The 24,765-nt window shown below is 69.6% G+C and carries 18 protein-coding genes; 14 read left to right on the plus strand and 4 right to left on the minus strand.

The annotated features are described in order from the left end of the window. Window positions 1-86: 86 nt before the first annotated feature. From OG866_RS05390 to OG866_RS05450, 13 genes are all read left to right on the plus strand, one after another. Entirely contained in the window at window positions 87-3,365 is a 3,279-nt protein-coding gene (locus tag OG866_RS05390) for a discoidin domain-containing protein (RefSeq protein WP_329332266.1), read from the plus strand. Beyond that, the gene (locus OG866_RS05395) at window positions 3,362-4,852 is read left to right on the plus strand and encodes a family 43 glycosylhydrolase (RefSeq protein WP_329332267.1); all 1,491 of its coding nucleotides are present in this window, start codon (window positions 3,362-3,364) and stop codon (window positions 4,850-4,852) included. The genes OG866_RS05390 and OG866_RS05395 overlap by 4 nt, the downstream gene beginning before the upstream one ends. Window positions 4,853-5,005: 153 nt before the next feature. After that, complete coding sequence (locus tag OG866_RS05400) at window positions 5,006-5,599, plus strand: acyltransferase (RefSeq protein ID WP_329332268.1); 594 nt, start codon at window positions 5,006-5,008, stop codon at window positions 5,597-5,599. 282 nt (window positions 5,600-5,881) lie between these two features. Then, window positions 5,882-7,048, plus strand: a complete 1,167-nt coding sequence (locus OG866_RS05405) for a hypothetical protein (RefSeq protein WP_329332269.1) — start codon at window positions 5,882-5,884, stop codon at window positions 7,046-7,048. After that, a complete protein-coding gene (locus OG866_RS05410) occupies window positions 7,045-7,815 on the plus strand; it encodes a WecB/TagA/CpsF family glycosyltransferase (protein ID WP_329332270.1) in 771 nt (256 codons plus the stop codon). Before OG866_RS05405 ends, OG866_RS05410 begins: the two co-directional genes overlap by 4 nt. Further along, window positions 7,815-9,074 carry a nucleotide sugar dehydrogenase gene (locus OG866_RS05415; protein ID WP_329332271.1) on the plus strand — a complete coding sequence of 420 codons (1,260 nt, stop codon included), beginning with the start codon at window positions 7,815-7,817 and terminating at the stop codon, window positions 9,072-9,074. The genes OG866_RS05410 and OG866_RS05415 overlap by 1 nt, the downstream gene beginning before the upstream one ends. Window positions 9,075-9,077: 3 nt before the next feature. Further along, the gene (gene wecB, locus OG866_RS05420) at window positions 9,078-10,211 is read left to right on the plus strand and encodes a non-hydrolyzing UDP-N-acetylglucosamine 2-epimerase (protein WP_329332272.1); all 1,134 of its coding nucleotides are present in this window, start codon (window positions 9,078-9,080) and stop codon (window positions 10,209-10,211) included. Between the two features lie 48 nt (window positions 10,212-10,259). Next, a complete protein-coding gene (locus OG866_RS05425) occupies window positions 10,260-11,129 on the plus strand; it encodes a chain length determinant protein (protein ID WP_329332273.1) in 870 nt (289 codons plus the stop codon). Next, the gene (locus OG866_RS05430) at window positions 11,092-12,723 is read left to right on the plus strand and encodes an oligosaccharide flippase family protein (protein WP_329332274.1); all 1,632 of its coding nucleotides are present in this window, start codon (window positions 11,092-11,094) and stop codon (window positions 12,721-12,723) included. The genes OG866_RS05425 and OG866_RS05430 overlap by 38 nt, the downstream gene beginning before the upstream one ends. A gap of 5 nt (window positions 12,724-12,728) precedes the next feature. After that, a complete protein-coding gene (locus OG866_RS05435) occupies window positions 12,729-13,847 on the plus strand; it encodes a hypothetical protein (protein ID WP_329332275.1) in 1,119 nt (372 codons plus the stop codon). Further along, a complete protein-coding gene (locus tag OG866_RS05440) occupies window positions 13,844-14,644 on the plus strand; it encodes a glycosyltransferase family 2 protein (RefSeq protein WP_329332276.1) in 801 nt (266 codons plus the stop codon). The genes OG866_RS05435 and OG866_RS05440 overlap by 4 nt, the downstream gene beginning before the upstream one ends. Before the next feature lie 55 nt (window positions 14,645-14,699). After that, window positions 14,700-15,377, plus strand: coding sequence for a class I SAM-dependent methyltransferase (locus OG866_RS05445; protein ID WP_329332277.1), 678 nt, complete (start codon window positions 14,700-14,702; stop codon window positions 15,375-15,377). Beyond that, entirely contained in the window at window positions 15,371-16,348 is a 978-nt protein-coding gene (locus OG866_RS05450) for an SAM-dependent methyltransferase (protein ID WP_329332278.1), read from the plus strand. The genes OG866_RS05445 and OG866_RS05450 overlap by 7 nt, the downstream gene beginning before the upstream one ends. Window positions 16,349-16,361: 13 nt before the next feature. Here the strand turns inward: OG866_RS05450 and OG866_RS05455 are convergent, their stop codons facing one another. Together OG866_RS05455 and OG866_RS05460 are read right to left on the minus strand one after the other, a co-directional pair. Next, window positions 16,362-17,261, minus strand: a complete 900-nt coding sequence (locus tag OG866_RS05455) for a glycosyltransferase family 2 protein (RefSeq protein WP_329332279.1) — start codon at window positions 17,259-17,261, stop codon at window positions 16,362-16,364. Next, the gene (locus OG866_RS05460; RefSeq protein WP_329332280.1) at window positions 17,258-19,285 is read right to left on the minus strand and encodes an O-antigen ligase family protein; all 2,028 of its coding nucleotides are present in this window, start codon (window positions 19,283-19,285) and stop codon (window positions 17,258-17,260) included. Before OG866_RS05460 ends, OG866_RS05455 begins: the two co-directional genes overlap by 4 nt. Window positions 19,286-19,374: 89 nt before the next feature. Here OG866_RS05460 and OG866_RS05465 point away from each other — a divergent pair, with 89 nt between their 5' ends. Further along, the gene (locus tag OG866_RS05465; protein WP_329332281.1) at window positions 19,375-20,031 is read left to right on the plus strand and encodes a hypothetical protein; all 657 of its coding nucleotides are present in this window, start codon (window positions 19,375-19,377) and stop codon (window positions 20,029-20,031) included. Between the two features lie 17 nt (window positions 20,032-20,048). Here the strand turns inward: OG866_RS05465 and OG866_RS05470 are convergent, their stop codons facing one another. Next, the gene (locus tag OG866_RS05470) at window positions 20,049-21,095 is read right to left on the minus strand and encodes a glycosyltransferase family 2 protein (protein ID WP_329332282.1); all 1,047 of its coding nucleotides are present in this window, start codon (window positions 21,093-21,095) and stop codon (window positions 20,049-20,051) included. Between the two features lie 74 nt (window positions 21,096-21,169). Then, the gene (locus OG866_RS05475) at window positions 21,170-24,736 is read right to left on the minus strand and encodes a DUF4082 domain-containing protein (RefSeq protein WP_329332283.1); all 3,567 of its coding nucleotides are present in this window, start codon (window positions 24,734-24,736) and stop codon (window positions 21,170-21,172) included. Between the last annotated feature and the right edge of the window lie 29 nt (window positions 24,737-24,765).

The following is a 24,765-nucleotide window of genomic DNA, read 5'->3' on the forward strand; positions in this document are numbered from 1 at the left end:
TTCAGCGCGGTCGTTTCAGCGCGGTGTCAGAGCGGTCGTGTCAGAGCCGTCGTGTCAGAGCCGTCGTTTCAGCAAAGGGGAGCCCGATGCGAAGACGAACAGAGTCCGGCTTACAGCGCCTGCCAGTCGTCCTGGCACTCCTGATCGGTTCCGTCCTCACCGCGACGCCCGCGGCCCAGGCCGCGCAGACCATCGGTTTCCCCACCTTCAGCGGCCCCGCGGTCCCCGCGCCGCCGGTCGCCCAGACGCCGGGCGACATGATGCGCGCCATCTACGACGCCGAGAGCTCGGGCACCGACTTCTGGATGGACCGCCTGCTCGCCCGGACCGGCAACGACCCGGCCGGGCCCTGGCTGATGAGCCGTGGGCGGGCGCTGTTCATGAAGACCCACGATCCGGCGGTCCTGGGCTTCGGCGGTCATGTCGCCTACTGGGAGAGCGTCAACGACAACAACGCCTACACGGTGGCGATCACCCCGGGCACCTTCACCGAGCAGGTCGCCCAGCGGCGGCAGACGCCCAGCCACTGGAAGAGCGTCCACACCAGCGGGAACATCTCGGTCGAGCAGACCAAGTTCATCACCGACAACAACGTCGCCGTCACCAACCTAGCGATCAAGAACAACGGCAGCAGCTCAACCACCCTGCAACTGCGGGCCACTTCGCCCTACGCCACGACCGGCAGCGGCAATGAGCTGACCGGCCAGGTCAACGCCTACAACAACCTCACCACCCTCCGCCCCCGCCTCACCGGCGACGGCTTCACGGTGTCGGGCGGTGCCCTCAACCGGTCCGTGACCATCGCGGCCGGAGCGACCGTGACCACCAAGGTCGTGATGGGCTTCGTCACCGACGAGATCCCCGAGTCGCTCACCGAGTACAACGCCTACGCCGGCTACTCCGCCGCGACCGCCTTCGCGACCCACGTCAGGGCGTACAACCTGTGGTGGGCGCAGAACGTGCCCTACATCGACGTGCCCGAGCCGGCGATCAAGAAGAACATTTATTACCGCTGGTGGCTGATGCGCTTCAACAACCTCGACGCGGACATCCCCGGGCAGACCTTCCAGTTCCCGACCTCCGTAGAGGGCGCCCTCGGCTACAACAACGCGATCGCGCTGACCCAGCCGATGCACATCGACGACCTCAAGTACCTGCGCAACCCGGCCTACGCGTACGGCGATTGGCTGAGCGTCGGCCAGACCTCCAAGGGCGCCCGGTTCCTCGACAACCCCGGCGATCCGGAGAACTGGTCCAACAGCTACACCCAGTACATCGCCGAGGCGGCCTGGAAGAGCTATCAGATCCATGGCGGCCAGCCCGGTATCGCCGCCCAGCTGGCGCACTACGCCGAGGGCGATGTGAAGGGCCAACTCGCCTACTACGACCACGACAACAACAAGCTCATCGAGTACGACTGGGGCGCCCTGACCGGCAACGACGCCGACGCGGTCTCCTTCCACTGGAAGCCCGGGAACATGGACCGCGCCGAGTCCGCCTACCAGTACAGCGGCGCGCTCGCCGCCGCGCAGGCCTACGAGGCGACCGGCAACACGGCCAAGGCCACCGAGATGCGCACGCTGGCGACGCAGATCAAGGACGCCATCGTCAACGTCCTGTGGAATCCGAACCGGCAGTTGTTCGAGCACCGGCTCAAGTCGACCAATGAATGGGTGCCTTGGAAGGAGATCAACAACTACTACCCGTTCTCGGTCGGCGCGGTCCCCAACACCGACACCTACCGGCAGGCGCTGCGGCTGTACGACGACCCGGCGCAGTACCCGGTGTTCCCGTTCTACACCGCCAACCAGGTCGACAAGCAGGCGGCGGCCGAGGCCGGGAACCCCGGCTCCAACAACTTCTCGACCATCAACTCCACGGTCCAGTTCCGGCTGTACTCCTCGGTGCTGCGCAACTACCCCAACTCCTGGATGAGCGCGACCGACTACAAGAAGCTCCTGTACTGGAACACCTGGGCGCAGTACGTCGGCGGCAACACCCAGTGGCCGGACGCCAACGAGTTCTGGGCGGACTGGAACGGCAGCTCGATCGACTATCGCTCCTGGATCCACCACAACATCCTGGGCAGCAGCAACTGGACGGTCATCGAGGACGTGGCGGGGCTCAGGCCGCGCAACGACGCCAAGGTGGAGCTCTCCCCCATCAACATCGGCTGGGACCACTTCACCGTCAACAACCTGCGCTACCGGGGCGCCGACCTGTCGATCGTGTGGGACGACCCGGCCGACGGCGTGGTGCGCTACCCCGGTATCCCGGAGGGCTACTCGATCTACGTCAACGGCAACCGCGTCGCCACCGTGAACTCGCTGGTCCCCCTCACCTGGGACCCGGCCACGGGTGACGTCACCACCAGCGGCACGGTCACCCACCACATCGCGGTGCCCGGCCTGAAGGCGCCCAACCAGGTCGTGCAGGACAGCCCCCGCATGGTCGACATGCTCGCCAAGGCCGGCGTCGACCTCACCGCGGACCTGACCAACCTGGCCGCCGGAGCGACGGTTTCGGCCTCCTACACCGGCTCCGGCAGCAGTGTGGCCGGCGCGGTCGACGGCTACCCCACCAACGAGCCCTTCTGGGGCGCGGGCGGCTCCGCCAACAGCCAGGACTGGTACGAACTGAACCTCGGCACCGCGCGCACCCTCAACGAGGTGCGCCTGTACTTCAAGGACAGCCGCCCCGCGAGCACCACCTACCGGGCCCCCTCCTCGTACTCCATCCAGTACTACAACGGCAGTTCATGGGTGAGCGTGCCCAGTCAGACCAAGAGTCCGGCCGCGCCCCGCGCCAACTACAACCTGGTGCAGTTCCCCGCGATCAGCGCCCAGCGCGTCCGGGTCCTCGCCACCAACGCCTCCGGCGCCAAGACGGGCCTGACCGAGGTCAAGATCTACAACCGCGGCGGGGTCCAGCCACCGGCCAACCAGGCGACGTCCGCGACGCCGACCGCGTCGTACACCTCACCCTGGGAGGCCGTCACCGCGATCAACGACGGCATCGATCCGCCGTCGTCCAACGACACCGTCAACCCGCGCTGGGGCACCTGGCCGGAGACGGGCCAGCAGTGGGCGGAGCTGACCTGGCCGACCGCCAGGACGCTCAACAAGGCGGACGTCTACTTCTTCGACGACGACCAGGGCATCGACATGCCGTCCGCCTGGAAACTCCAGTACTGGAACGGCAGTTCCTACGTCGACGTCCCGGGCGCGAGCGCGTACCCGCTGACCAGGAACCAGTACAGCAGCGTCACCTTCACCGCGACGAGCACCACCCGGCTACGAGTGCTGCTCACCAGCAACGGCACGAACTCCGTCGGCCTCCTGGAAGCAAAGGTGTACGGCCCGTGACCCGTTCCCGATGTCTCTCCGCGCTCATCGCCCTGTTCACGCTCGCGGTCGCCTTCCTGGTGGCGCCGCCGACCGCTGCCGCCGCCGTCGCGTTCACATCGACGGGTGTGAACCAGAACGGCGGCAACTGCCTCGATCTGCCCGGCGGTTCGACCACGGCCGGGGCGCAGCTCCGCGCCTTCACCTGTGGTTCGGGCGCCAACCAGAACCTCGGCTTCACCCCGGTCGCCGGGACGACCGACGTCTACACGATCACCACCCGGTCCGGCCAGTGCGTCGACGTGTACGGAGCCTCCACCGCCGACAACGCCGCGATCATCCAGTGGCCCTGCCACGGCGGCACCAACCAGCAGTGGCGGCTGGTCCCGGTGTCGGTGAGCGGTACTGACAGGACCTTCAATCTGGTCGCCGTCAGCTCCGGCAAGTGCGTGACGCCGAGCGGGGGTTCGTCGGCCTCGAACACCAACCTGGTGCAACTGCCGTGCGCCGCCGCGAACGGGAGAGTGTGGCGCCTTCCCGCCTTTACCGGCGACACGGCGAAGACGTACACCAACCCGCTCTCCCAGCACGGCCCCGACCCATGGCTGACGTACTACGACGGCTTCTACTACCTGGCCACGACCACCTGGAACTCGACGATCACCATGCGCAAGTCCAGCACCCTCGCCGGGCTCGCCACGGCGACGGACCAGGTGATCTTCAACCTGACCCGGCCCAACGGGGCGGGCACCATGTGGGCGCCGGAGTTCCATCTGCTGGACGGTCCGAACGGCAAACGGTGGTACTTCTACTACACGGCCGGGCGGGAGCCGTACGACCTCGGGACCCAGCGCATCCACGTGCTGGAGAGCGCGGGCCTGGACCCGATGGGCCCCTACAGCTTCAAGGCCGACCTGCTCGACCCGACGCAGGACAACACCTGGGAGCTGGACCCGAGCATCCTCCAACTCAACGGTCAGCTGTACCTGTTGGGCACCTTCTACAACGGCTCGCAGCCGATGTTCATCCGTCCGCTGTCCAACCCGTGGACCGCGAGCGGCACCCGGCGCGTCCTGTCCACGCCGACCTACAGCTGGGAGACGGTGGGCGGCGCGGTCAACGAGGGTGCGGAGGTGCTCCAGCGCAATGGCAGGACGTTCATCGTCTACTCCGCCAGCCACTGCTCCACGCCCGACTACAAGCTGGGCATGCTCACCTACAACGGCGGTGATCCGCTCAGCTCCTCTTCCTGGGTGAAGTCGCCGAACCCGGTGTTCCAGCGGTCCAACGCCAACGGCGTGTACGGGCCCGGTCACAACGGCTTCTTCAAGTCACCGGACGGGACCGAGGACTGGATGGTCTACCACGCCAACAACTCCACGAGCGGCGGCTGCGACATGAACCGGACGACCCGGGCGCAGAAGTTCACCTGGAACGCGGACGGCACGCCGAACTTCGGGACACCGGTGGCCCTGGGCGTTGCGTTGCCCGCGCCCTCCGGGGAGTAGACCCGGGGGGGCAGAGCGATGACGAGTCCGCCCGCAGCGGGCGGATGGCCGGATCCACGGCCATGACGCGGCGGAACCCTTCGACCCGTAGCCAGCGAGCGCTCGGTGATCGATGATGAGCGCTCCGTGCGACTTGAAGAAGGGTTCCGCCCGATGAACGTCAGAATTCAGCCCACCGCCCAGGTCGACGAGACGGCCGTGATCGGCGACGGGACGACGGTCTGGGACCTGGCCCAGATCCGCGAGGACGCCCGGCTGGGCGGTGGCTGCATCGTGGGCCGGGGGGCCTACGTCGGCCCCGGGGTGCGGATCGGCGACAACGTCAAGCTTCAGAACTACGCGTTGGTGTACGAACCGGCGGTGCTCGGGGACGGGGTGTTCGTCGGCCCGGCGGCCGTGTTCACCAACGACTACTTCCCCCGTTCCGTGGACACCGAGGGGAAGCTGAAGCGCGGCGGTGACTGGGAGGCCGTGGCCGTCACCGTGGCCGAGGGGGCCTCCGTCGGGGCGCGTTCGGTCTGTGTCGCCCCGGTCCACATCGGTCGTTGGGCGTTGGTCGCGGCGGGGGCCGTGGTGACCAAGGACGTCCCGGACTTCGCACTTGTGGCGGGTGTACCGGCGCGCCGGATCGGCTGGGTCGGGCGGGCCGGCGTACGCCTGGTGGAACGCGAACCGGGCACGTGGGAGTGCCCGGAGACGGGCGGGCTGTACGACGAGAAGGACGGCGAACTCGTCGAGCGCGCATGACTCCTGTTTCCAGCCGTTCCCAACTGTTTCCCTCAAAGGCCAAATCATCGAACATCTACAGGCATAACATGTGTGCGAAGTGTGCAGACCATGCACAATGACCGCACAAGCCAGTAGTGCCCAGGGGGGGGTTACGGGGTGGTGGGGACACCTGTGCCCGCGTCCAGGAGTGACAGCCGCTCCGACGCCTGACGTCTGCCTTCCGTCGTTGGCCGATTGTGGCCCGACGCTTCACCAGTCTGTTCAACACAGGGCCCACAGGGGGGTTGGTGTGTCCCAAAGATGACCATGTCACGTCTGGCCGCGCTCGGTCGTGAGGAACCATCGCTGCTCGCACTCGCCCAACGCCTCCTCACGGTGGCGGAGTTGGGCCTCCCCGCGATGCTGCTGCCCGGCAAGGAGGCCTTCGCCTTCACCATGGCCGGGCGGCGGGCGGCGGGCGGTTCCTGGACCCTGGACCGGCGCGGGACCAGCACCCGGTACGCGGCCATCACCGCGCTCGGCGTGCGCTTCCTCCCCGAGGACCGCCAGCGGGCGGCGCTCGGCGGGCGCACCGCGCAGGAGTTCACGGGCCTGCTGGTGGAGTCCCTGCCCGGGGTGACCAACCTCGGCGACGCGGCGCTCATCGCCTGGGCCGCCGCCGAGACCGACCACCCCAAACTGTCCGACGCCGTCGCGCGCATCGAGGCGCTGGACGCGTACGACAAGCCGCAGTACACCGTCGAGGCCGCCTGGGTGCTGTCCGCCTATGCGGCGGCCCGTGACACGGTCGATGTGGAGAGACGTTTCGCCTCGGCCCGCGACCGGCTGCTGCGAGCCCGTATCGGTGCCGGTCCGCTGTTCCCGCACGCGACCGCGCCCGGGCTGCTGCCCTGGTACCGGGCCCATGTGAGCTGCTTCGCCGACCAGACCTATCCGCTCCAGGCCCTGGCCCTGGCGCACGCGAGCGGCGACGGGGACGCCGAGGCGCTCGCCGCGTCCGAGGCCTGCGCCCAGCGGATCTGCGAACTGCAAGGCGACGGCGGACAGTGGTGGTGGCACTACGACGCGCGCACCGGCGGGGTCATCGAGGGCTACCCGGTCTACAGCGTCCACCAGCACGCGATGGCACCGACCGCCCTGTTCGACCTCACCGACGCCGGCGGCAGCGACTTCGGCGCGGCGATCCGCAAGGGTCTGCGCTGGATGACGGACGTACCGGAACTGGCCGAACACCCGGAGAGCCGCGAGCCGTTGATCCTGGACGGCCTCGGCGTGACCTGGCGCAAGGTCTACCGGGGCGACCCGAAGAAGGCCGTGCGCGCTGCCCGGGGACTGACCACCCGGGCCGTTCCGGGCCTGCGGCTCAAGGCCCTGGACCGGGTGTACCGCCCGCTGTCCGTGGACCGCGAATGCCGGCCGTACGAGTTCGGCTGGATGCTCCACGCCTGGCAGGGGGGCCGTATATGAATGGGCGTCAGACGCTGTTCGGCGTCGAGCTGGACCCGCTGACCATGGACCAGACCGTCGAGCGCTGCCTCGAAGCGGTGCGGGACGGCAGGCAGTTGGAGATCGGTGTCGTCAACGCCGCGAAGCTGGTGAACATGCGGCGCGACGAGCGCCTCGCCAAGGCGGTGTCCGGCTGCGATCTGGTCCTCGCCGACGGACAGGCCGTGGTCTGGGCCGGGCGGGTGCTGAAGGCCCCGCTGCCGGAGCGGGTCGCCGGGATCGACCTGTTTCTGCGGCTGCTGGCCGAGGCCGAGTCGGCGGGCATGTCGGTGTACTTCCTCGGCGCCAAGGAGGAGGTGCTGGCGGAGATGGTACGGCGGGTGGCCGTGCGTTTCCCCGGCCTGAAGGTGGCGGGTCACCGCAACGGCTACTTCGACGACTCCGCGCAGGAGGCGATCGCCGACGCGATCGCGGAGAGCGGCGCCCAGATGCTCTTCCTTGGCATGACCTCGCCGAAAAAGGAGATCTTCACCGCCGCGTACGGCGAACGCACTGGCGCCCGTGTGGTGCACGGCGTCGGCGGCTCCTTCGACATCCTGGCCGGGATCACCAAGCGGGCCCCGGCAGCCTGGCAGCGCTGGGGCCTGGAATGGCTCTACCGCGTGCTCCAGGAACCCCGCCGCCTGGGCCGGCGCTACCTCACCACCAATGCTGCCTTCCTTCTCATGACGGCGCGCGAGCGTTTCCGGCTCACCCCGTCGACCGCTCCCGCGAACAGGAGTCACTGATGCGTGTCGTCGTGGTGGGACAGGGATACGTCGGACTGCCGCTGGCCATCCGCGCCGCCGAGGTCGGGCACGAGGTGATCGGGTACGACGTCGACTCGCGCCGGATCAAGAGCCTCGCCGCCGGTGAGTCCTTCGTGGAGGACGTCTCCTCGGAGCGCATCCGCGCGGCGCTGGACAACGGCACCTACCGTGCGAGCGAGTCGGCCCGCGACTGCGGCGGTTTCGACGTCGCCGTCGTGACCGTGCCGACCCCGCTGCACGAGGGCACTCCCGATCTGCGGTACATCAAGGAGTCCGCGGTCACCCTCGGCCGCTATCTGCGCCCCGGCGCCACGGTGGTCCTGGAGTCGACCACCTACCCCGGCACCACCCAGGAGCTGTTCGCGCCGCTCCTGGAGGAGGGATCGGGGCTCACCGCGGGCGCCGACTTCCATCTCGGGTACAGCCCGGAGCGGATCGACCCCGGCAACACGGTCTGGGGCTTCAAGGAGACACCGAAGGTCGTCTCGGGAGTCAACGAGGCGTCCCTGAAGGCCGTACAGGACTTCTACGCCCAACTCGTCGACACCACCGTGCCGGTGAGCTCGCCGAAGGAGGCCGAGCTCGCCAAGCTGCTGGAGAACACCTTCCGGCATGTGAACATCGCGCTGGTCAACGAGATCGCCATGTTCGCCCACCATCTGGACATCGACGTGTGGCAGGCGATCGACGCCGCGTCCAGCAAGCCCTTCGGCTTCATGAAGTTCACGCCCGGACCGGGGGTGGGCGGCCACTGTCTGCCCATCGACCCGTCGTATCTCTCCTGGCGGGTGCAGCGCGAACTCGGGCAGAGTTTCCGGTTCGTGGAGCTGGCCAACGACATCAACAACCACATGCCCGAGTACGTGACCCGGCGCGTCACCGACCTGTTCAACGGGAGACGAAGATCCGTCAACGGCTCGCGCGTCCTGCTGCTCGGTCTGGCGTACAAGAAGAACACCGGTGACGCCCGCGAGTCGCCGGCCCTGCGCATCTCCCAACTGCTCCTTGACATGGGGGCCCAGGTCAGGGCCGCCGACCCGCATGTCGTCGAGGGTCTGCCGGTGGACGCCCGGCTGGTCCGGGTCGAGCCGGACGCGGAGGAGCTGGCCGCCGCCGATGTGGTGGTCCTGCTCACCGATCACGACAGTTTCGACTACGAACTCATCGCCGAGCAGGCCCCGTTCGTCCTCGACTGCCGCCGTCGCCTGCCCCCCGGACCCACGATCGAGGTGCTCTGAACCATGCCGCGCATCGTCTGCGTCGCCGGGGCCCGCCCCAACTACATGAAGATCAAACCGGTGATGGACGCACTGGAGCGCCGCGGCGCCGAGGTGCTCCTCGTCCACACCGGCCAGCACTACGACCCGGCGATGAACGACGTGTTCTTCGCCGACCTCGGCATCCGGCCGCCCGACCGCTTCCTCGGCGTCGGCTCCGGCAGCCACGCCGAGCAGACCGGGCGGGTGATGACCGCGTTCGAGCCTCTTCTGGAAGAGGTCGCGCCGGACATCGTGGTCGTCGTCGGCGACATCAACTCCACGCTCGCCTGCGCCCTGGTCACCGCCAAGGCGGGGCCGCTGCTCGCGCATGTCGAGTCCGGGCTGCGCAGCCGCGACTGGAGCATGCCGGAGGAGGTCAACCGGGTCGCCACCGACCGGGTCAGCGACTATCTGCTGGCCCCCTCCCCCGACGCGGTCGAGAACCTGCGCGCGGAGGGGTACCGGGAGGACCAGATCCACCTGGTCGGCAACGTCATGATCGACACGCTGCTGGCCAACCTGGACCGGGCCCGCGCCTCCGACGTCCTGGACCGATACGGCCTCACCCGGGGCGAGTTCGGCCTGGTGACCCTGCACCGGCCCGCCAACGTGGACGACCCCGAGATCCTGGCGGGGCTCCTCAAGGCCCTCGGCGAGATCGCCGGACGCTGCCCGCTCCTGCTGCCCGTGCATCCCCGCGCGGCCGGCAAGCTGGCCGAGATCGGTGTCCCCGGTGGCATCCAACTCGTGCCGCCCGCCGGGTACTTGGACTTCATCGCACTCCAGGACGCCGCCCGTGTCGTGCTCACGGACTCGGGCGGTGTGCAGGAGGAGACCACCGCGCTCGGCGTGCCGTGTGTGACGCTGCGGGACAACACCGAGCGGCCCATCACGGTCGAGCAGGGCACCAACGTACTGGCCGGACGCGATCCCGACCGGATCGTGGCCACCGTGCACCAGGTGCTGGACGCCCCGCCCGCACCGCGCCGGCCCGAACTCTGGGACGGCAGAGCCAGCGAACGCATCGCCGAGGTGCTGGTGAAGGGAGGCACTTCGAGCACCCGGCCGAGACCCACCGATCAACCGGGACCCACGGACCGAACGCTCCCCATATGATCCGCTTGCAACATATGCTCGTCGAACATCTGGTCACTAGGGGGGACCATGGATCTCGCGGAGATCTTCCGCGTCATGCGCAGGCGCTGGCATGTCCTGCTGCCAGGGCTGCTGCTGACCGCGGGCCTCGTCTTCGGTGTGACCCTCGTGGTGCACGTCACCTACCAGTCACAGAGCACGGTGGTGCTGCTCAACTCCCAGAAGGCGACGGTCGCTTACAACGGCAACCCCTTCCTGAGCACACAGACCTCGCTCACCGGCATGGCCGACAACCTGGCGCGCAACCTCAACTCCGACGACTCGCTGAGGGAGCTCAAGTCCCGTGGCGCCAAGGGCACGTTCGAGGCGAAGCTCGCCGACAACGCGCAGGGGCCGCTGCTGTGGCTGACCGTCACCGGCACCGACCAGGCCTCCGTGCTGTCCTCGGACAAGATCCTGACCGCCTACGCCAAGGAGCGGCTGGAGCAGTTCCAGCAGGACCAGTCGGTCGCCTCGAAGGCCATGATCCGCATGACGACGATCGTGGCTCCGCAGACTCCGGTGGCGCAGACCAAGACCCGGCTCGAGTACATGATCATGGCGGGGGGCGGGGGTCTGGTGCTCACCCTGGTCGCCGTCTTCTATGCCGAGGCGCGCAGGAGGCCGCGGCGGCCGGGGTCACCGGCATCGCCGGACTCGCCGGTCCTGCCGGACGAGGGGGCGTCGACCGACGTGCCGGTAGTGGAGGAGACGCTCGCCATCCGGCGCCCGCCGAGCTGGTCGCAGGCCGCCGAGCAGGAGCGGGCCGCCGAGGACGGGCCGGCCGCCGCCCAGCCCAGAGAACCACGGCCCGTCATGGCCGGAGCATCCGCCGCAGAGCCGCGCGACGAGGAGTCGACCCATGGACATCGCCCGCGCACCGGACAGCGAGACCGGTGAGACGAGCGACGCGGCTGGTGAGAAGAGCGACGCGCCTGGTGGGACGGGTGACGGGTCCGGTGGGACGAGCGACACGCCCGCTCCACCCCCTGGCTCAGAACCCTCAGCTCCCTCCCTCGGCCGGAAGGTCCGCTCCGCGGCCCGCTGGAGCCTGATCAACACCGTCGTCCTGCGCCTGGGCAACTTCGCCACCGGCATCGTGCTGGCCCGCTTCGCCCTGGGCCCCGCGGAGTGGGGCGTGTACGGCATCGCCCAGACCGTGCTGCTGGTCCTGCTGTCCGCGAACGAACTGGGCGTGGGCCTGGCCATCGTGCGCTGGGAGGGGGACGCGCGCCGGTTCGCGCCGACCGTGCTGACCCTGAGCACCCTCTCCAGCGGTCTGCTGTACGTGGCCTTGTTCGCGTCGGCACCGACGGTGGCCGGGCTGCTCGACTCGCCGGACGCCGCGGGCGTGCTGCGGGTGATGTGCCTGTGTGTGCTGATCGACGGGGTGGCCCAGGTCCCCGGCGGCTTCCTCACCCGCGAGTTCGCGCAGGGCAAGCGGATGGCCGTCGACGGTCTCAACTTCGTCGTCGGCACCGGCGTGACCCTGGTGCTGGCCTTCGCGGGCTGGGGCGCGATGAGCTTCGCCGTGGGGGCCGTCGCCGGGAACGTGGTGACGCTGATCGGCTGTGCGCTGGCCGCGCCGGGCACCCTGAAGTACGGCTGGAACCCCGAACAGGCCCGGGCGCTGCTGCGGTTCGGGCTGCCGCTCGCCGGGGCGAGCATGCTGGCCCTCGCGGTGGTCAACGTGGACACCATGGTGGTCGGCGCGACGCTGGGCAACATCTCCCTCGGTTTCTACGTCCTCGCCTTCAACATCTCCGGCTGGCCCGTGCGGATCATCTCCGAGGCCGCCCGCCGGGTCTCCTTCGCCGGCTTCTCCCGCCTGGCCGACTCACCGCAGGCCCTCGCCCAGGGCTTCAGCCGCGCCCTGGGCGTCCTGATGACCGGCACCGTCCCGCTGTGCGTCCTGCTGGCCGGCCTCGCGGAACCCGTCGTCCGGCTGATCTACGGCGACCAGTGGGCACCCGCCGCCGCCGCGCTGCCGTGGCTGATGGCCCTCGGCCTGATCCGCATCGGCAGTGAACTCGCCTACGACTGTCTCGTCGCGGTCGGCCAACGCCGCTCGCTGTTCCTGGTGCAGGGCCTGTGGCTGGTCGCCCTGATCCCCGTACTGCTCGTCGCCGCCCGTACGAACGGGACCGCAGGAGTCGCCCAGGGCCATGTCCTGGTCGCCGGCGGCCTGGTGGTGCCGGTGTTCCTGATCGCCCTCGGCCGGGGCGGCGTCGGCGTCGGCCTGATCGCCCGGGCCTGCGCCTGGCCCTTCCTCGGCGGGGCCGTGATGACCGCGGTCGTCCTCGGCCTGGAGCCCCGGTTCGGAGACAGCCGGCTCGCCCTGCTCGCCATCGGCACGATCGCCCTGGCCGGCTACACGGTGTGCGTCCTGCCCAGCCGCGACTTCCTGCGCGGCGTCGGCCCCGGCGACCGGGCCCACCGCGGCCGGCACCGGGCGACCGCACCGGTCCGGTCTCCCCAACAGGACTTGAGGTGACCCGGATGTCACGGCCCACCAGCCGACGCTCACTCCAAGGGCTGCTGCTCGCGGCCTTACTGACGGTCGCGACCGCGGCCTGCTCGGGACCGGAGAACTCCGCCTCGGCGGACTGCCCGAAAGACACATCCTCCTCCTGCCGTACGAGCGCGTCCTCGACGGCGTCGAGCGCCACGCCGTCGGCCGAGATCGGCGACCCGACCGGCACCCCCGCCGCCTCGTCGCCCCCGCCGTCCGCCACGTCCGCCTCCGCGACGCCCTCGGCGAAGGAGTCGAGGACGGGCACGCCCGCGGCCCGGACCGGCTGCGCCTCCCCGGGAGCCTGCGGCTTCCCCGACGCCCGCACCACCGGACCCCGCACCCGCCTCACCCCCAAGAACACCGGGTACAAGACCATCCGAACCGACGGGACGGTCATCCGCGGCCAGGACATCACCGGCGCGCTCGACATCTACGCCAACGACGTCACCATCATCGACACCAAGATCACCTCCAACAGCTGGTGGGGCGTCAACCTGCGCCCCGGTTTCAGCGGTCTGAAGGTCCTGCACTCCACCATCACCGCCGTACCCGGCACCGGCCCTGACAACGGGGGCGTGGACTACGCGGTGTCGAACATGGGCGGCAGCTCCATCGAGGTCGGCTGGTGCGACATCTCGGTGTTCGGGGACGCCCTGTCCATGGGGCAGGGCAACATCCACGACAACTACGTCCACGACATCGAGCCGTTCGTGAACCTCGGCGGCGAGTGGCAGCACACCAACGCGGTGATCAGCGGCGGCGGCAACACCGGCCACCTGCTCATCCGCCACAACACCCTGCTCAACGCGACCAGCCTCAAGCAGGGCGCCTCGGGCAGCATCGGCCTGTTCGCGGACGTCGGAGTGGTCCGCAACGTCACCGTCGACGACAACTGGATCGCCGGCGGCGCCTACGCCCTCTACGGCGGATCCACGGGCGCCACCGGGATCAAGGTCACCGACAACATCTTCTCGACCGAGTTCCATCCCGCGTCGGGCGGGTACGGCGTGGTCGCGCACTGGAACGAGAAGGGCGCCGGAAACGTGTGGCGCAACAACCGGCTCTCCGGCGGCCGCCTCGTCACCCCGGAGCCGTCGTCGTGAGCGGCCACACGGTGCGCCGCGTCGCGCGGGCTCCCTGGACGCTGCTGAAGGCCGTCTTCGGATGGCTGGTGCTCTTCGAGGCCCGCAACAAGGTCCTGCTGGCACCCTCAGCGTTCCGGCTGCGCCGGGTCGAGGACGCCGAGGTCCGCCGGCTGGCCGCCACCCTGCCGGCCCCGCCCTCGGCGCTGGTCGCCACGGTCATCGCCACGCACCGCCGTCCCGAGGCACTGCTCGCCGCGGTGCGCTCGGCCCTGGGGCAGACCGTGCGCGACCACGTCGTGATCGTGGTCGACGACGGCGCCGGACTGCCCGAACTCCCGGACGACCCACGCCTGTTCGCCGTCTCCCTGTCCCGCAACACGGGCGTGGCGGGCGTCGTGCGCAACGTCGGCATCCGCCTCACGCGTTCGCGGTACGTCGCGTTCCTGGACGACGACAACCTGTGGGAACCCGACCATCTGGAACGGGCGTTGACGGTCCTGGACGCCCCCGACGGGCCGGACGCCGTCTACACGGCACTGCGCCGCCTGCTGCCGGACGGCAGCGAGAAGGACATCCTGTCGGTGCCCTACGACCGGCGCCGCTCCGCCCGTGAGTCCTTCCTGGACACCAACGCCTTCGTCGCCCGCCGCACCCGCTCCCTGCACTTCAGCCGGCTGCGCCGGACACCGGAGGTGCTGCCCCGGGAGGACTGGGAGCTCATCCACCGCTACGGGCGCGGGCACCGGGTGCGCCATGTGCCGCATCCGACCGTCCGCTACCTGGTGAACCCGGCCAGCTTTTACACGGACTGGTGACAGCCCGTGCCCACCCTCCCCTTCTCTCCCGCTCCGACGTCAGGTGGTTGATCCGATGGCCCCGTCCCGCGCCCTCAGAAACAAGTTCGTCGACGCCCCCGGCTCGCTGGGCGAGCGGATGCGTGTCGCCCGCTGGGAGCGGTTCCGGCGCTGCTTCCCCGGCATCGAGGGCATGCGGGTCGTCGACCTCGGCGGCACGGCCGACATGTGGCTGCGGGCGCCGGTGCGCGCCAAGCACGTCCACCTGATCAACCTGGAGGCGCATCCCGCCGACCTGCCCGACTGGATCACCGCGGAGAACGCCGACGTCACCGACCCGGAGATCGCCGCCGAACTCAGCGCCCAGGGCGGCTACGACCTGGTGTTCTCCAACTCGACCATCGAGCACGTCGGCGGCCACAGCCAGCGGCAGAAGTTCGTCGCCGCGGTCGAGCAACTGGCGCCGCTGCACTGGATCCAGACGCCGTACCGCTACTTCCCCGTCGAACCGCACTTCGTGGCGCCCGGCTTCCAGTTCCTGCCGCTGGCCGCCCGGGCCCGGCTGGTCCGGCGCTGGCCGCTCGTCCACAGCCGCCCCGACAGTCCGGAGTCGGCCATGAACGCCGTGATCAACATCGAGCTGCTGACCCGTACCGAGATGCGGTACCTCTTTCCGCGGTCGGTGCTCCTCAGCGAGCGGGTGCTCGGTGCCCCCAAGTCGCTCATAGCCGTGAGAACGGAGACCACATGCTGAACAACCTGGTCAACAGACATGACGCGGACCGGCTCCTGCGCAAGGCGCGCAAACTGGAACTCGACTCCGTGCTGGCCAAGTTGCGGGTGCGGGGCGGCGCCCGGGTGGTGCAGCACTGGTCGCAGGTCGACCCGTCGCTGACCGAGTGGTGGGCGATCCCTTCGGTGATCAAGCGGTGGAACCTGCTGATGACCGGCGACGCGGAGGTGTCCTTCCCCGAGTACGTGGCGGCCAAGCACTTCGCGCCGCGTACCGATCTGCGGGGCCTGTCGCTGGGGTGCGGGACCGGCGGCAACGAGCTGCTGTGGGCGAAGACCGGCGCGTTCTCCCTGCTGGAGGGCGTGGACGTGGCGCCGGAACGCATCGACTTCGCCACCCGCGCCGCCGTCGAGGAGGGCCTGGCCGACACCCTGCGTTTCCGGGTCACCGACGTCAACCGGATGACCGCCGACGGGGAACGCTTCGACGTACTGCTGGGCTTGCAGTCACTCCACCACTTCGACCACCTCGACGAGACGCTGCCGCGACTGGCCGAACTCATCGAGCCGGACGGACTGTTCGTGATCGACGAGTTCGTGGGCCCCACGCGGTTCCAGTGGACGGACGGGCAACTCGACGCGGCCAATGCCCTGCTGGCACAACTCCCCGCGGAGCGGCGGCGGTTGGCAGACGGGCGGATCAAGCGGCGGGTCGTACGGCCCAGTCGGATGTCGATGGTGCTGGACGATCCCTCGGAGGCGGTGGACGCGGCGGCCTTGCTGCCGGGGTTGCGGAGGGAGTTCGAGGTCGTGGAGGAACGGCCGTACGGAGGCACGGTGTTGCACATCGCGTTCTCCGGGATCGCCCACAACTTCCGGGATCAGTCGCCGGAGACGCTGGAGTTGCTGGAGCGGTGTTTTGCCGCGGAGGATGCGGCTCTGGCGGATGTGGGGCATGACTTCGTCGCGATGGTGTGCCGGCGTCGGGCCTAGGTTGAGAGACGCCTCAGGGACCCGGCCTCTTGCGCAAGGCGCCCGGTCGCGCCAAGGCCGCCGCCGCCGCTCGGCTCGCCTCGCGGCCCAGTGCCGCTCGTGAGGTCTCCCGGAGGAGGACCGCCGCACGGAACGCCGCCGTGGACAGACGGCCATGCCTACGGCCGTACAGGCGGACCCGGTTGAGGGTGAGCAGCGTCCACAGCCTTGGTGACACCTGGGAGTCGCCTCCCAGGTGCACCGCCTCGGCGCTCGGTTCCAGCTGGGTCGCATACCCCAGGTCCCCTGCCCTCAGGCAGAATTCCGTCTCCTCCGAGTAGAGGAAGAAGGACTCGTCCCACGGTCCGCAAGCGGCCGCGCACTCCCCCGAGATGGCCATCAGCGCGCCCGTCGCCCAGTCGGCGCGCGTGGGCCGCTCGTACGCGGCCGGGTCCGTGACCAGCTCGCTCAGGGCCGGAAAGCGCCCGGCCCGGGTGTTGCCTATGACCGCCTCGCCCAGCGCCCGCAGCACGGTCGACTCACGGCGCAGCGAGCGATGCGGCACGTCGTGACCCTCCTCGTACAGCAGGGGTACGGCGATCCCGACGCCGCCTCCGAGACTGTCCACCAGGCGTTTGGCGCAGCCCTGCCGCATCCTGACGTCGGGGTTGCAGATCAGCGCCACCCCGTGGTCGCCCGCCGCGCCCAGCGCCGCGTTGATCCCCGCCGCATACCCGGCGTTGCGGCCGGTCTGGACGATGGTGGTGTCCGGGGCCAGTGTGCGCAGGACGTCCACCGTGTCGTCGGCCGAGTCGTTGTCGGCGACGACGAGCCGCCAGTCGAGGCCGGCCATGCCGTCGGGCAGCGCGGCGAGGAATCCGGGAAGCACCGCGGCGCTGTTCCAGGTGACGACGATGACGGCGACGGTGCTCATCGGGACTCCACTAGGTGGGGGAGCTTGGTTTCGGTCGGCGTACGGGGTGCGGGCACTTCGGGGGCCGCCTGCGCCTCGCGGCGGACGAAGCCGAGGTAGCTGCCGCCCGCGCCCAGGACCAGGAAGAACATCCCCGCGTACATGGGGAAGCTGAGCGCGTCGAAGGTGGCGCTGATGACCAGGGCGACCAGGGCCGAGGCGAGGAAGGCCTGGCCGAGTTCGCGGTCCGAGTCGGTGCGGGCGAGGCGTCGGATGGCGCCGCCGGTGTGCATGCCGGTGATGAAGAGGGCGAAGAGGGCGATCAGGCCCAGGATGCCCATCTCGGCGAGGGTGAGCATGTACTGGTTGTCCGTGAAGAAGTAGAGGTCCGGGGTGAAGGTGCCGAAGCCCCGGCCGAACCAGGGGTGTTCGTCGAAGTACGGGACGATCGCGCTGTACTTGACCGTGCGGGCCTGGGTGCTGCTGTCGGAGTTGGACAGGAAGCTGGCGAACAGGTTGGTGATCGTGCCGATCAGGCCGGGGATGATCACCTTGAACACGGCCACCGAACCGAAGACGAGGCCGATCGCGGCCCAGCGGCGCTGCGGCTTCCAGCGGGGAATCATCACCAGGATCACGATGAAGGCGCCGATGATGGACGTCCTGGACACGGTCAGCGGCAGGGCGCCCGCCATGATCGCCACCGGGGCCCAGCGGCGGAGCGCGCCGGCGTGTCGCCGTACCGGGTCGAAGGCCTGGTGGACGGCGAAGGGGACCAGGATGGCCAGCATGCCCCCGAACTCCAGCGGGTGGGCGGTGGTGGAGCGGGGCCGGGTGAAGGAGCCGCGGTCCATGGCGCTGATCCCGGCGGTGCTGGACTGGAGGCCGGGGATGTGGATGGAGTCGGCGATGTTGGTGGCGGCGAAGAAGTCGTAGTAGCCGATCAGGGCGACCACGGTGCCCATGACGACGAGCCGCCGCATCAGGGTCTCCAGCCGGCTGCGCTCCTGGATGCCGGCCGAGGCCAGCACCACCAGCGCCACCCACACACCGAGCCCGATCAGGCCCCGGTCGGCGCCGAGGACCTCCTCGTGCGAGCTCTCCCGGCTCGCGTCCGCCAGGTAGGACAGGAGTACGGCCGCGGCGAGCAGGCACATCACCACGCGGACGAGCCGGGTGCCGCGGGCGGGCAGGATGCGGCCGCCGAGCCAGGTCGCGAGGTACCAGAGGAGGCCGAGGAGGGCGAAGACGTTGGCCGGGGTGCCGACCCCGCCCAGTGCGGGCAGGGTGAGGTTCGACGGGACGAAGAAGGCCAGCGCCAGATAGCCGGTGAGGATCGTGGTCGCGTCCAGGCGCCGTGCCAGCAGCCCCTTGGGCCGCTCGGGGGGACTGGCCCGGTGGCGCCGGGGGACGTATCCGGGCTGGGCGCGCCCTCGGCGCCGTACCACCGCGACGCCCTCGGCCAGGATGGACAGCAGGAACGCGCCGACCATTCCGACGATGACGACCGCCGCGATGTTCTGGTAGCGGCTCTTGGGCTGCGAGACCGGTGTCTGCGGCAGGACGACCGGCGCCGTCTGCACCGCGTAGACCGCGGGCACCTTGGAGGCGGCCTGGAGTGCCTTCAGCTGCTCGCCGGTGAACTTGGTGAGGGTGGTGGTCTCCCGGAGCACCTTCGCCCGGTCGGTGCCGGTGACGCTCAGGGTGAGCAGCGGGCTGTCGGCGTCCGGCGCGAAGCCGACCGTGTACCGGTCCGTGACGCCCCGGGAGTGCAACTCCTTGGCCGAGTCGCTCGACTGGAGCGTCCTGATCAGCACGTCCGCGGTGACGACCAGCGAACCGCCCGCGTTCGACAGCGGGTTGCCGAAGGTCGGCGCCAGGTCGGCGATCGCCGAGGAGTCGAGGAGCGTGACGGAACTCTGGGACTCGTAGGAGACCGGGACGGTCCGGAACAGATACCCGCCGACGAGGACGCTGAGCAGCATGAGCGGCACCATGCAGTACCAGCGCCTGCGCATGATCGCCAGGATGTCACCGAGGCTCATCGGCCCTCCCTTCGGTGCAACCCATGTGATCCGGTGGCGACTTGCCCCGGTTGATGCGAGTATCGGGGCCGACGGAAGGAATCCCCGCTGTGTCGCCTCGTGAGGTCGCCGAAGCGCTGTTGCGCCGCTGGTACGTGCTGGTGTTCGCGCTCGTGCTGACGGCCGCCGGAGCGTACCAAGTGCTGCATCCCGCCCCGCAGTTCCTGAGTTCGGCGGTGGTCGTCCTCAAACCCCCGGTCACGGGGAACCAGCCGAACCAGCTGACGAACCTCCAACCGCCGCTCGCCACCCTCTCGTACGGCGTCGTCCAGCAACTGGAATCGCCCGCCGGGCGCAAGGAGCTGTTGGCCACCGGTGTCCATGGGGCCTACCAGCTGATCCCGCGCAACAGCGGCACCAGCGCGACGCCCCGCTACCTCATCCCCTCGCTCCAGGTGCAGGTGAAGGGCGCCAGTGCCACGGAGGCGGACACGGCGGTCAGCCGGGTCATCGACGTCTACACCAGGCATGTGACCGCCCTCCAGGAGGCCGAGGGGATCCCGGCCGAGGCGCGGATCAGCGCTTCCGTCCTGGTGGCGCCGAGCGCCGCCCCGGTGCAGGGCACCCGGACCCGCGCCCTGGCGGGTACGGCCCTGCTCGGCGGCCTCGGCGGCATCCTGGGCACGCTGTGGTTCGACCGGTTCGCGTCGCGCCGCAGGAGTCGGGAGCCACGTCGTCCTGTGGAGGAGCTCGCCGTGGCGGGCTGAGTGGTTGTTCGCGGGCATCAGATACCGCGGCGCTTCCAGGACTCCCACCACAGCCACTCCCGGCCGCGTTCGGCCACGGCCGACCACACCAGGGGCTGGAGGTACGGCATCACCTTCGGCCCGATCCGTCTGCGCAGCCGAAGCGCCCGGTACTCGGGCAGGGCCCGGTATCCCGGCAGGCACTCCTCGGCGAACGCCACACACTCCTCGACCGGTACGACGCCGGTGCGGCCCCGGTCGTAGGCGCGGTAGGCGCGGCGCAGCGCGTAGCGGGCGAGGCGGGTGTGGACCTGGTCGGCCAGGCGGTCGGCGTCCGGGAGCCGGTCACCGCACTTGGCGAGCACCGAGTCGTAGGCGATCAGCCGCTGGCGCAGGTCGTCGAGCTGTCCGCCGAAGTCGGTGGTGGACATGTTGTTGCCGTGGACGCGGTAGAAGGCCTGGTCGGCGCCGCGGATGTGGCCGACGTCGGCGTGGGCGGCGAGCCGCATCCACATCTCGATGTCGCCGGCGTGCGGAAGAGTCGGGTCGTAGCCGCCGACCTTGCGCTGGAGATCGGTGCGGACGACGACCTCCGGCGAGGTGATGCAGCCGGTGCCCTCCCGGAACCGCCGTTCCAGCCACCACTGTCCGGGGTAGACCGCCGAACCGGTGCTCCGGGTACGGGCCTTGGGCAGCGGGCCCCCGTGCTGGAAGCGCAGCGGACGTCCGTAGGCGAAGCCCGCCTCGGGGTGGGCGTCCAGGAGTGCCGCGGCGCGGGCGAGTGCGCCCGGGACCAGCCGGTCGTCGGCGGAGAGCAGGGCCACGTAGTCCCCGTCGGCCCACTCCAACAGGCCCTCGTTGTAGGTGGCGATGTGGCCCTTGTTGGTCTCGTGGACGTGGACCTCGATCCGCGGATCGGAGGCGGCGAGCTTGCGTGCCGTCTCCGCCGAGTCGTCGGGCGAGGCGTCGTCGATGATGAGCACCCGGAGGTCGACCCCGGGGTTCTCGTCCAGAACGCTGCTCACACAGTCGGCGAGGAAGTGGCCGTACTTGTAGCACGGGATGACAACACTGACGCTGCTCATCGCTGGGGGTAGCCAATCCCCGGTGGTGGCCTCCCGGTCGGGATCGGAGGCCACCACCGGTGGGTTCCGGTCGGTCAGTTCTTCTTCTTGCGGACGGTCTTGCTGGTCAGGGTCCAGGTCTGGGACTTCACCTGCTCGTGGTGCTTGTCCTGGGCCGTGACCCTGACCTTGAACCTCGTGCCGTCCGGCAGCGGACCGGACAGGTGGACGGACACCTTGTGGGTGGCCCGGTTGTAGGAGACGACCGCCGTGACGTGCAGCTTCTTGGCGGCCTTGGCACCCGTGAGGATGGTCAGGTCCGCGTCGACGGACGTCACCTTGGCCTTGGCCGGTACGGCCATGACGAGGGCCTTCTTCGCGTCGGCGGTGTAGGTCACCGTGGACGCGGTCTCCTCCGAGGCCGCCGTCTCCGCCGCCAGGGAGGCGCTGGGGTTGTCGGCGGTGAAGACCGGGCCGACCCAGTAGTTCGCCGAACCGTAGGAGCCGGTCGGGAAGGCCGAGTCGGAGCCGTACTTGTAGAGGCCGTTGTGGTGGGCCGTGGTGTCGGCGGTGGCCGTCAGCGGATAGGACTGGTGGGCCGACGCGAAGTAGCCGCCGTCGACCGCGTAGTGGCCGTTGGGCGCGTGGTAAGAGACGACGTACGCCGTGTCGGCGGTGACCGTCACCGGGGTGGCGAAGGTCAGCGTCTGCCAGCCGGTCGCCGTCTCGTTGGTGAAGGTGCCGCTGGCCAGCAACGTCCCGCTGTCGGTCCACAGGCTTCCGGTGTGGGTGCCCGTGTTGCCGGCGCCCTTGTAGAAGGTGACACCGGTGATCCAGCCGGCCGCCGAGGACGTGAACCGGGTGCCCAGCTCAAGGGAGTTGGGGTCGGCGGTCATGTCCGTGGTGGACGGCACCACCGAGGAACTCCACAGCCCGCAGGGGCAGGTGACCGCGGGCGGGGTGGCGCTGGTGGTGAAGGACCAGGTCACCGGGTCCGCCATCGCGTTGCCCCACACGTCGGATCCCTGCACCGACGCCGTGTACTTGGTGTGCAGCGACAGCTCGGTCGACGGGGTGAACGTCGCCTTGTTGGCCGCGGGCACGGTCACCGAACCCGGCACGGTGTTGCCGTCCGGGTCCTTCAGCGTGAACGTCAGGTTGTCGGAGTCGACGGACGCGCTGAACACGGCCGAGACCGACGCGGTGATCGCGGTGTCGGTCGCCCCGGAGGTCGGGGAGGTGGACGTGACGGTGGGCGGGGTGGTGCTGGCCGTCGAGGTGTCCAGGACCACGTCGACCCAGTAGTTGCTGCCGGAGGCCGCCGAGGTCGGGAAGGCGCTCGTCGAGGTGTAGCGGTAGAGGCCGTTGCCGCCGTCGGTGCCGGACTTCAGTGCCGTCAGCGGCGCGAGACCGGCGTCACTGGCCGCGAAGGTGGTGTCGTAGGAGTAGCCGCCGTTGGGCGCGAAGTACGAGGCGACATAGGTGGTGTTGGCCTTCACGGTGACCGGGGTGGCGAAGTTGAGCTGCTGCCAGCCGGAGGCCGACTCACCGGTGAAGGTGCCCGTCGCGAGCAGCTTGCCGTCCTTGGTCCACAGGTTCCCCTTGTGGGTGCCGGTGTTATAGGGCGACTTGTAGAAGCGGACGGCGGTGATCGAACCGGCCACCGTGGTACGGAACTTGACGCCGAGCTCCACCGAGCCGCCGTCACCGGCGTTGACGGTGCCGGGCACGGCCGTGGCCGGCCAGACGGTGCACGGGCAGGCCTGGGGGCCGACCGTGATCGGGATCGTGGTGACGGCGCCGATGTTGACGCTGTCGTCGACGGCACGGACCTTGATGGAGGCCGAGCCCGGGGTCGTCGGGGTCCAGCTGTAGGTCCAGGAGGTGAGCCCGGTCGCGGCCTGCCAGGTCGTACCGCCGTCCGTGGACACCTCCACGCGGGCGACGACGCCGCCGGAGTCGGTGGCGGTGCCCTTGACGGTGACCGGCTTCAGTGCGGGCACGGTGACCCCGGAGGCGGGGCTCGTGACGGTGATGGCCGGGCCGGTGGTGTCGGTGGACTTGGTGGCGGCGACGAGACCGCTTTGCAGCGTCAGCGGCTGGACGCCCATGTCGGCGAGGATGTTCACCGTCGCCTGCTGCATCCGGGCGTCCTCGGTGACGACCTGGTCCTCCGGGTTGTACGTCGGGAGGTTCGTCAGGCCCCACGACCACTGCACGGTCCCCGCCCCGAACACCAGGGCCTTGGAGTCCTGGTCGCGGAAGGCCACGAGGTTGTGCTTCGCGGTGCCGTTGCCGTAGGTGTTGCCCCAGTCCATGCGCAGCTTGCCGTCGTTGATGTCCACGGTCGTGGACGACAGATCGATGGCCCCGGCGGGTCTGGTGGCGTTGTCGATGTCGCTGTCCCACTCGTAGCCGAGGGTGCCCTCCGGGAAGGTGGCCGTCTGGCTGGAGGTGAGGTTGGCGATGGAGGTGTTGCGCCACAGCCGGTTCTTGCCGTACGAGCCGGGGACCGTGATGGCGTCGGCGCGGTAGCCGTTCACCGTGAACATGGAGCCGGTGAGGATGTTCGGCGGCTGGTAGGACTGCCCGTACTGGGTGCTGGTCGGGTCCATCCAGGTGCCGGTCCACTCGCCGCTCGGGTCGGCGATGCCGTTGTTCTGGGCCATCTTGGTCATCTTGTAGCAGACCAGGGTGCGGTTGCTGGTGCTGGTGCCGTCGATGCTCGGGGTGAGCCGGGTCTTCCAGAACACCTCGTTGCCGCTGAAGAAGGCCTCCTGCACACCGGCCTTCCGGGCGGCGAGGACCTTGGAGTACTGGTCCTGCGTCCAGTACTCGTCATGCCCGGAGGACAGGTACACCTTGTGGTTCTTCAGCAGCGTCTCACCGCGCGTGGAGACGTCCACGCCGGACAGATAGCTGACGTCGTAGCCGTTGCGCTCCAGCCACGCCAGCATCATGTACTCGGAGCCGTAGATGCCGTTGTCGCCGCCGATGTCCAGCGGCCGGTTGTAACTGACCTCGTAGGCACGGCCGTCGGGCGCGGGTCCGGCACCGCCGTAGAGGTCCTGGCCGCCGTAGTCGTTGTAGGCCTGCCAGGTCTGGTCGCTGGTCTGCACGACGACGGCGGAGGTGCTGGAGTCCTTGCGGACCACGAACGGGTAGGGCATCAGACCGTCGCCGTCGGTCTGTGTCAGGTTCGCGATGTAGAGGCCGGACACGGCGTCGCTGGGCACGGTCCAGGTCTGGGTCACCGGCCAGTTGCCGCAGTCGACCAGACCGGTGGCGGCCTTCTTGGTGCAACTGGCCGGGTTGGAGGTGTAGTTGGCGGGATAGACCGTCGCCGCCTGCGCCGCCGTCGACATCAGACGCGCGCCGTCACCGCCGTACCAGCCCAGCCGGTAGATCTCGATGCGGTACGAGGTCTTCGACTGGACCTTGAACTGGAGGCTGTCCCCGGCCTGGACGCTCTCCTTGGTGGTGAACCCCTGGATGTCGCCATAGGAGTTGGGCGAGTACCAGTCGGTCGACGGGCTGCCGGCCTTGGAGTTCTCGCAGACGATCGGATTCGAGCCGGATCCGCACGGATCGGCTGCCGCCTGGGCGGATCCGGCCTGTGGGAGCACCGCCCATATCAATGCTGCTGCAACGGCGAGGCGCACGCCCCAGAACCGTCTGCTCCATCTGTTCA

Origin of the sequence: Streptomyces sp. NBC_00663, from assembly GCF_036226885.1 — a bacterium.
In the GTDB taxonomy this organism is placed as follows: Bacteria; Actinomycetota; Actinomycetes; order Streptomycetales; family Streptomycetaceae; genus Streptomyces.

Coding starts and splice junctions, on each gene's coding strand:
- OG866_RS05460 (WP_329332280.1), bottom strand. CDS start 19,285: ATGAGCCTCGGTGACATCCTGGCGATCATGCGCAGGCGCTGGTACTGC.
- OG866_RS05415 (WP_329332271.1), top strand. CDS start 7,815: ATGCGTGTCGTCGTGGTGGGACAGGGATACGTCGGACTGCCGCTGGCC.
- OG866_RS05430 (WP_329332274.1), top strand. CDS start 11,092: ATGGACATCGCCCGCGCACCGGACAGCGAGACCGGTGAGACGAGCGAC.
- OG866_RS05435 (WP_329332275.1), top strand. CDS start 12,729: ATGTCACGGCCCACCAGCCGACGCTCACTCCAAGGGCTGCTGCTCGCG.
- OG866_RS05445 (WP_329332277.1), top strand. CDS start 14,700: ATGGCCCCGTCCCGCGCCCTCAGAAACAAGTTCGTCGACGCCCCCGGC.
- OG866_RS05410 (WP_329332270.1), top strand. CDS start 7,045: ATGAATGGGCGTCAGACGCTGTTCGGCGTCGAGCTGGACCCGCTGACC.
- OG866_RS05450 (WP_329332278.1), top strand. CDS start 15,371: ATGCTGAACAACCTGGTCAACAGACATGACGCGGACCGGCTCCTGCGC.
- OG866_RS05470 (WP_329332282.1), bottom strand. CDS start 21,095: ATGAGCAGCGTCAGTGTTGTCATCCCGTGCTACAAGTACGGCCACTTC.
- OG866_RS05405 (WP_329332269.1), top strand. CDS start 5,882: ATGACCATGTCACGTCTGGCCGCGCTCGGTCGTGAGGAACCATCGCTG.
- OG866_RS05455 (WP_329332279.1), bottom strand. CDS start 17,261: ATGAGCACCGTCGCCGTCATCGTCGTCACCTGGAACAGCGCCGCGGTG.
- OG866_RS05425 (WP_329332273.1), top strand. CDS start 10,260: ATGGATCTCGCGGAGATCTTCCGCGTCATGCGCAGGCGCTGGCATGTC.
- OG866_RS05390 (WP_329332266.1), top strand. CDS start 87: ATGCGAAGACGAACAGAGTCCGGCTTACAGCGCCTGCCAGTCGTCCTG.
- OG866_RS05400 (WP_329332268.1), top strand. CDS start 5,006: ATGAACGTCAGAATTCAGCCCACCGCCCAGGTCGACGAGACGGCCGTG.
- wecB (WP_329332272.1), top strand. CDS start 9,078: ATGCCGCGCATCGTCTGCGTCGCCGGGGCCCGCCCCAACTACATGAAG.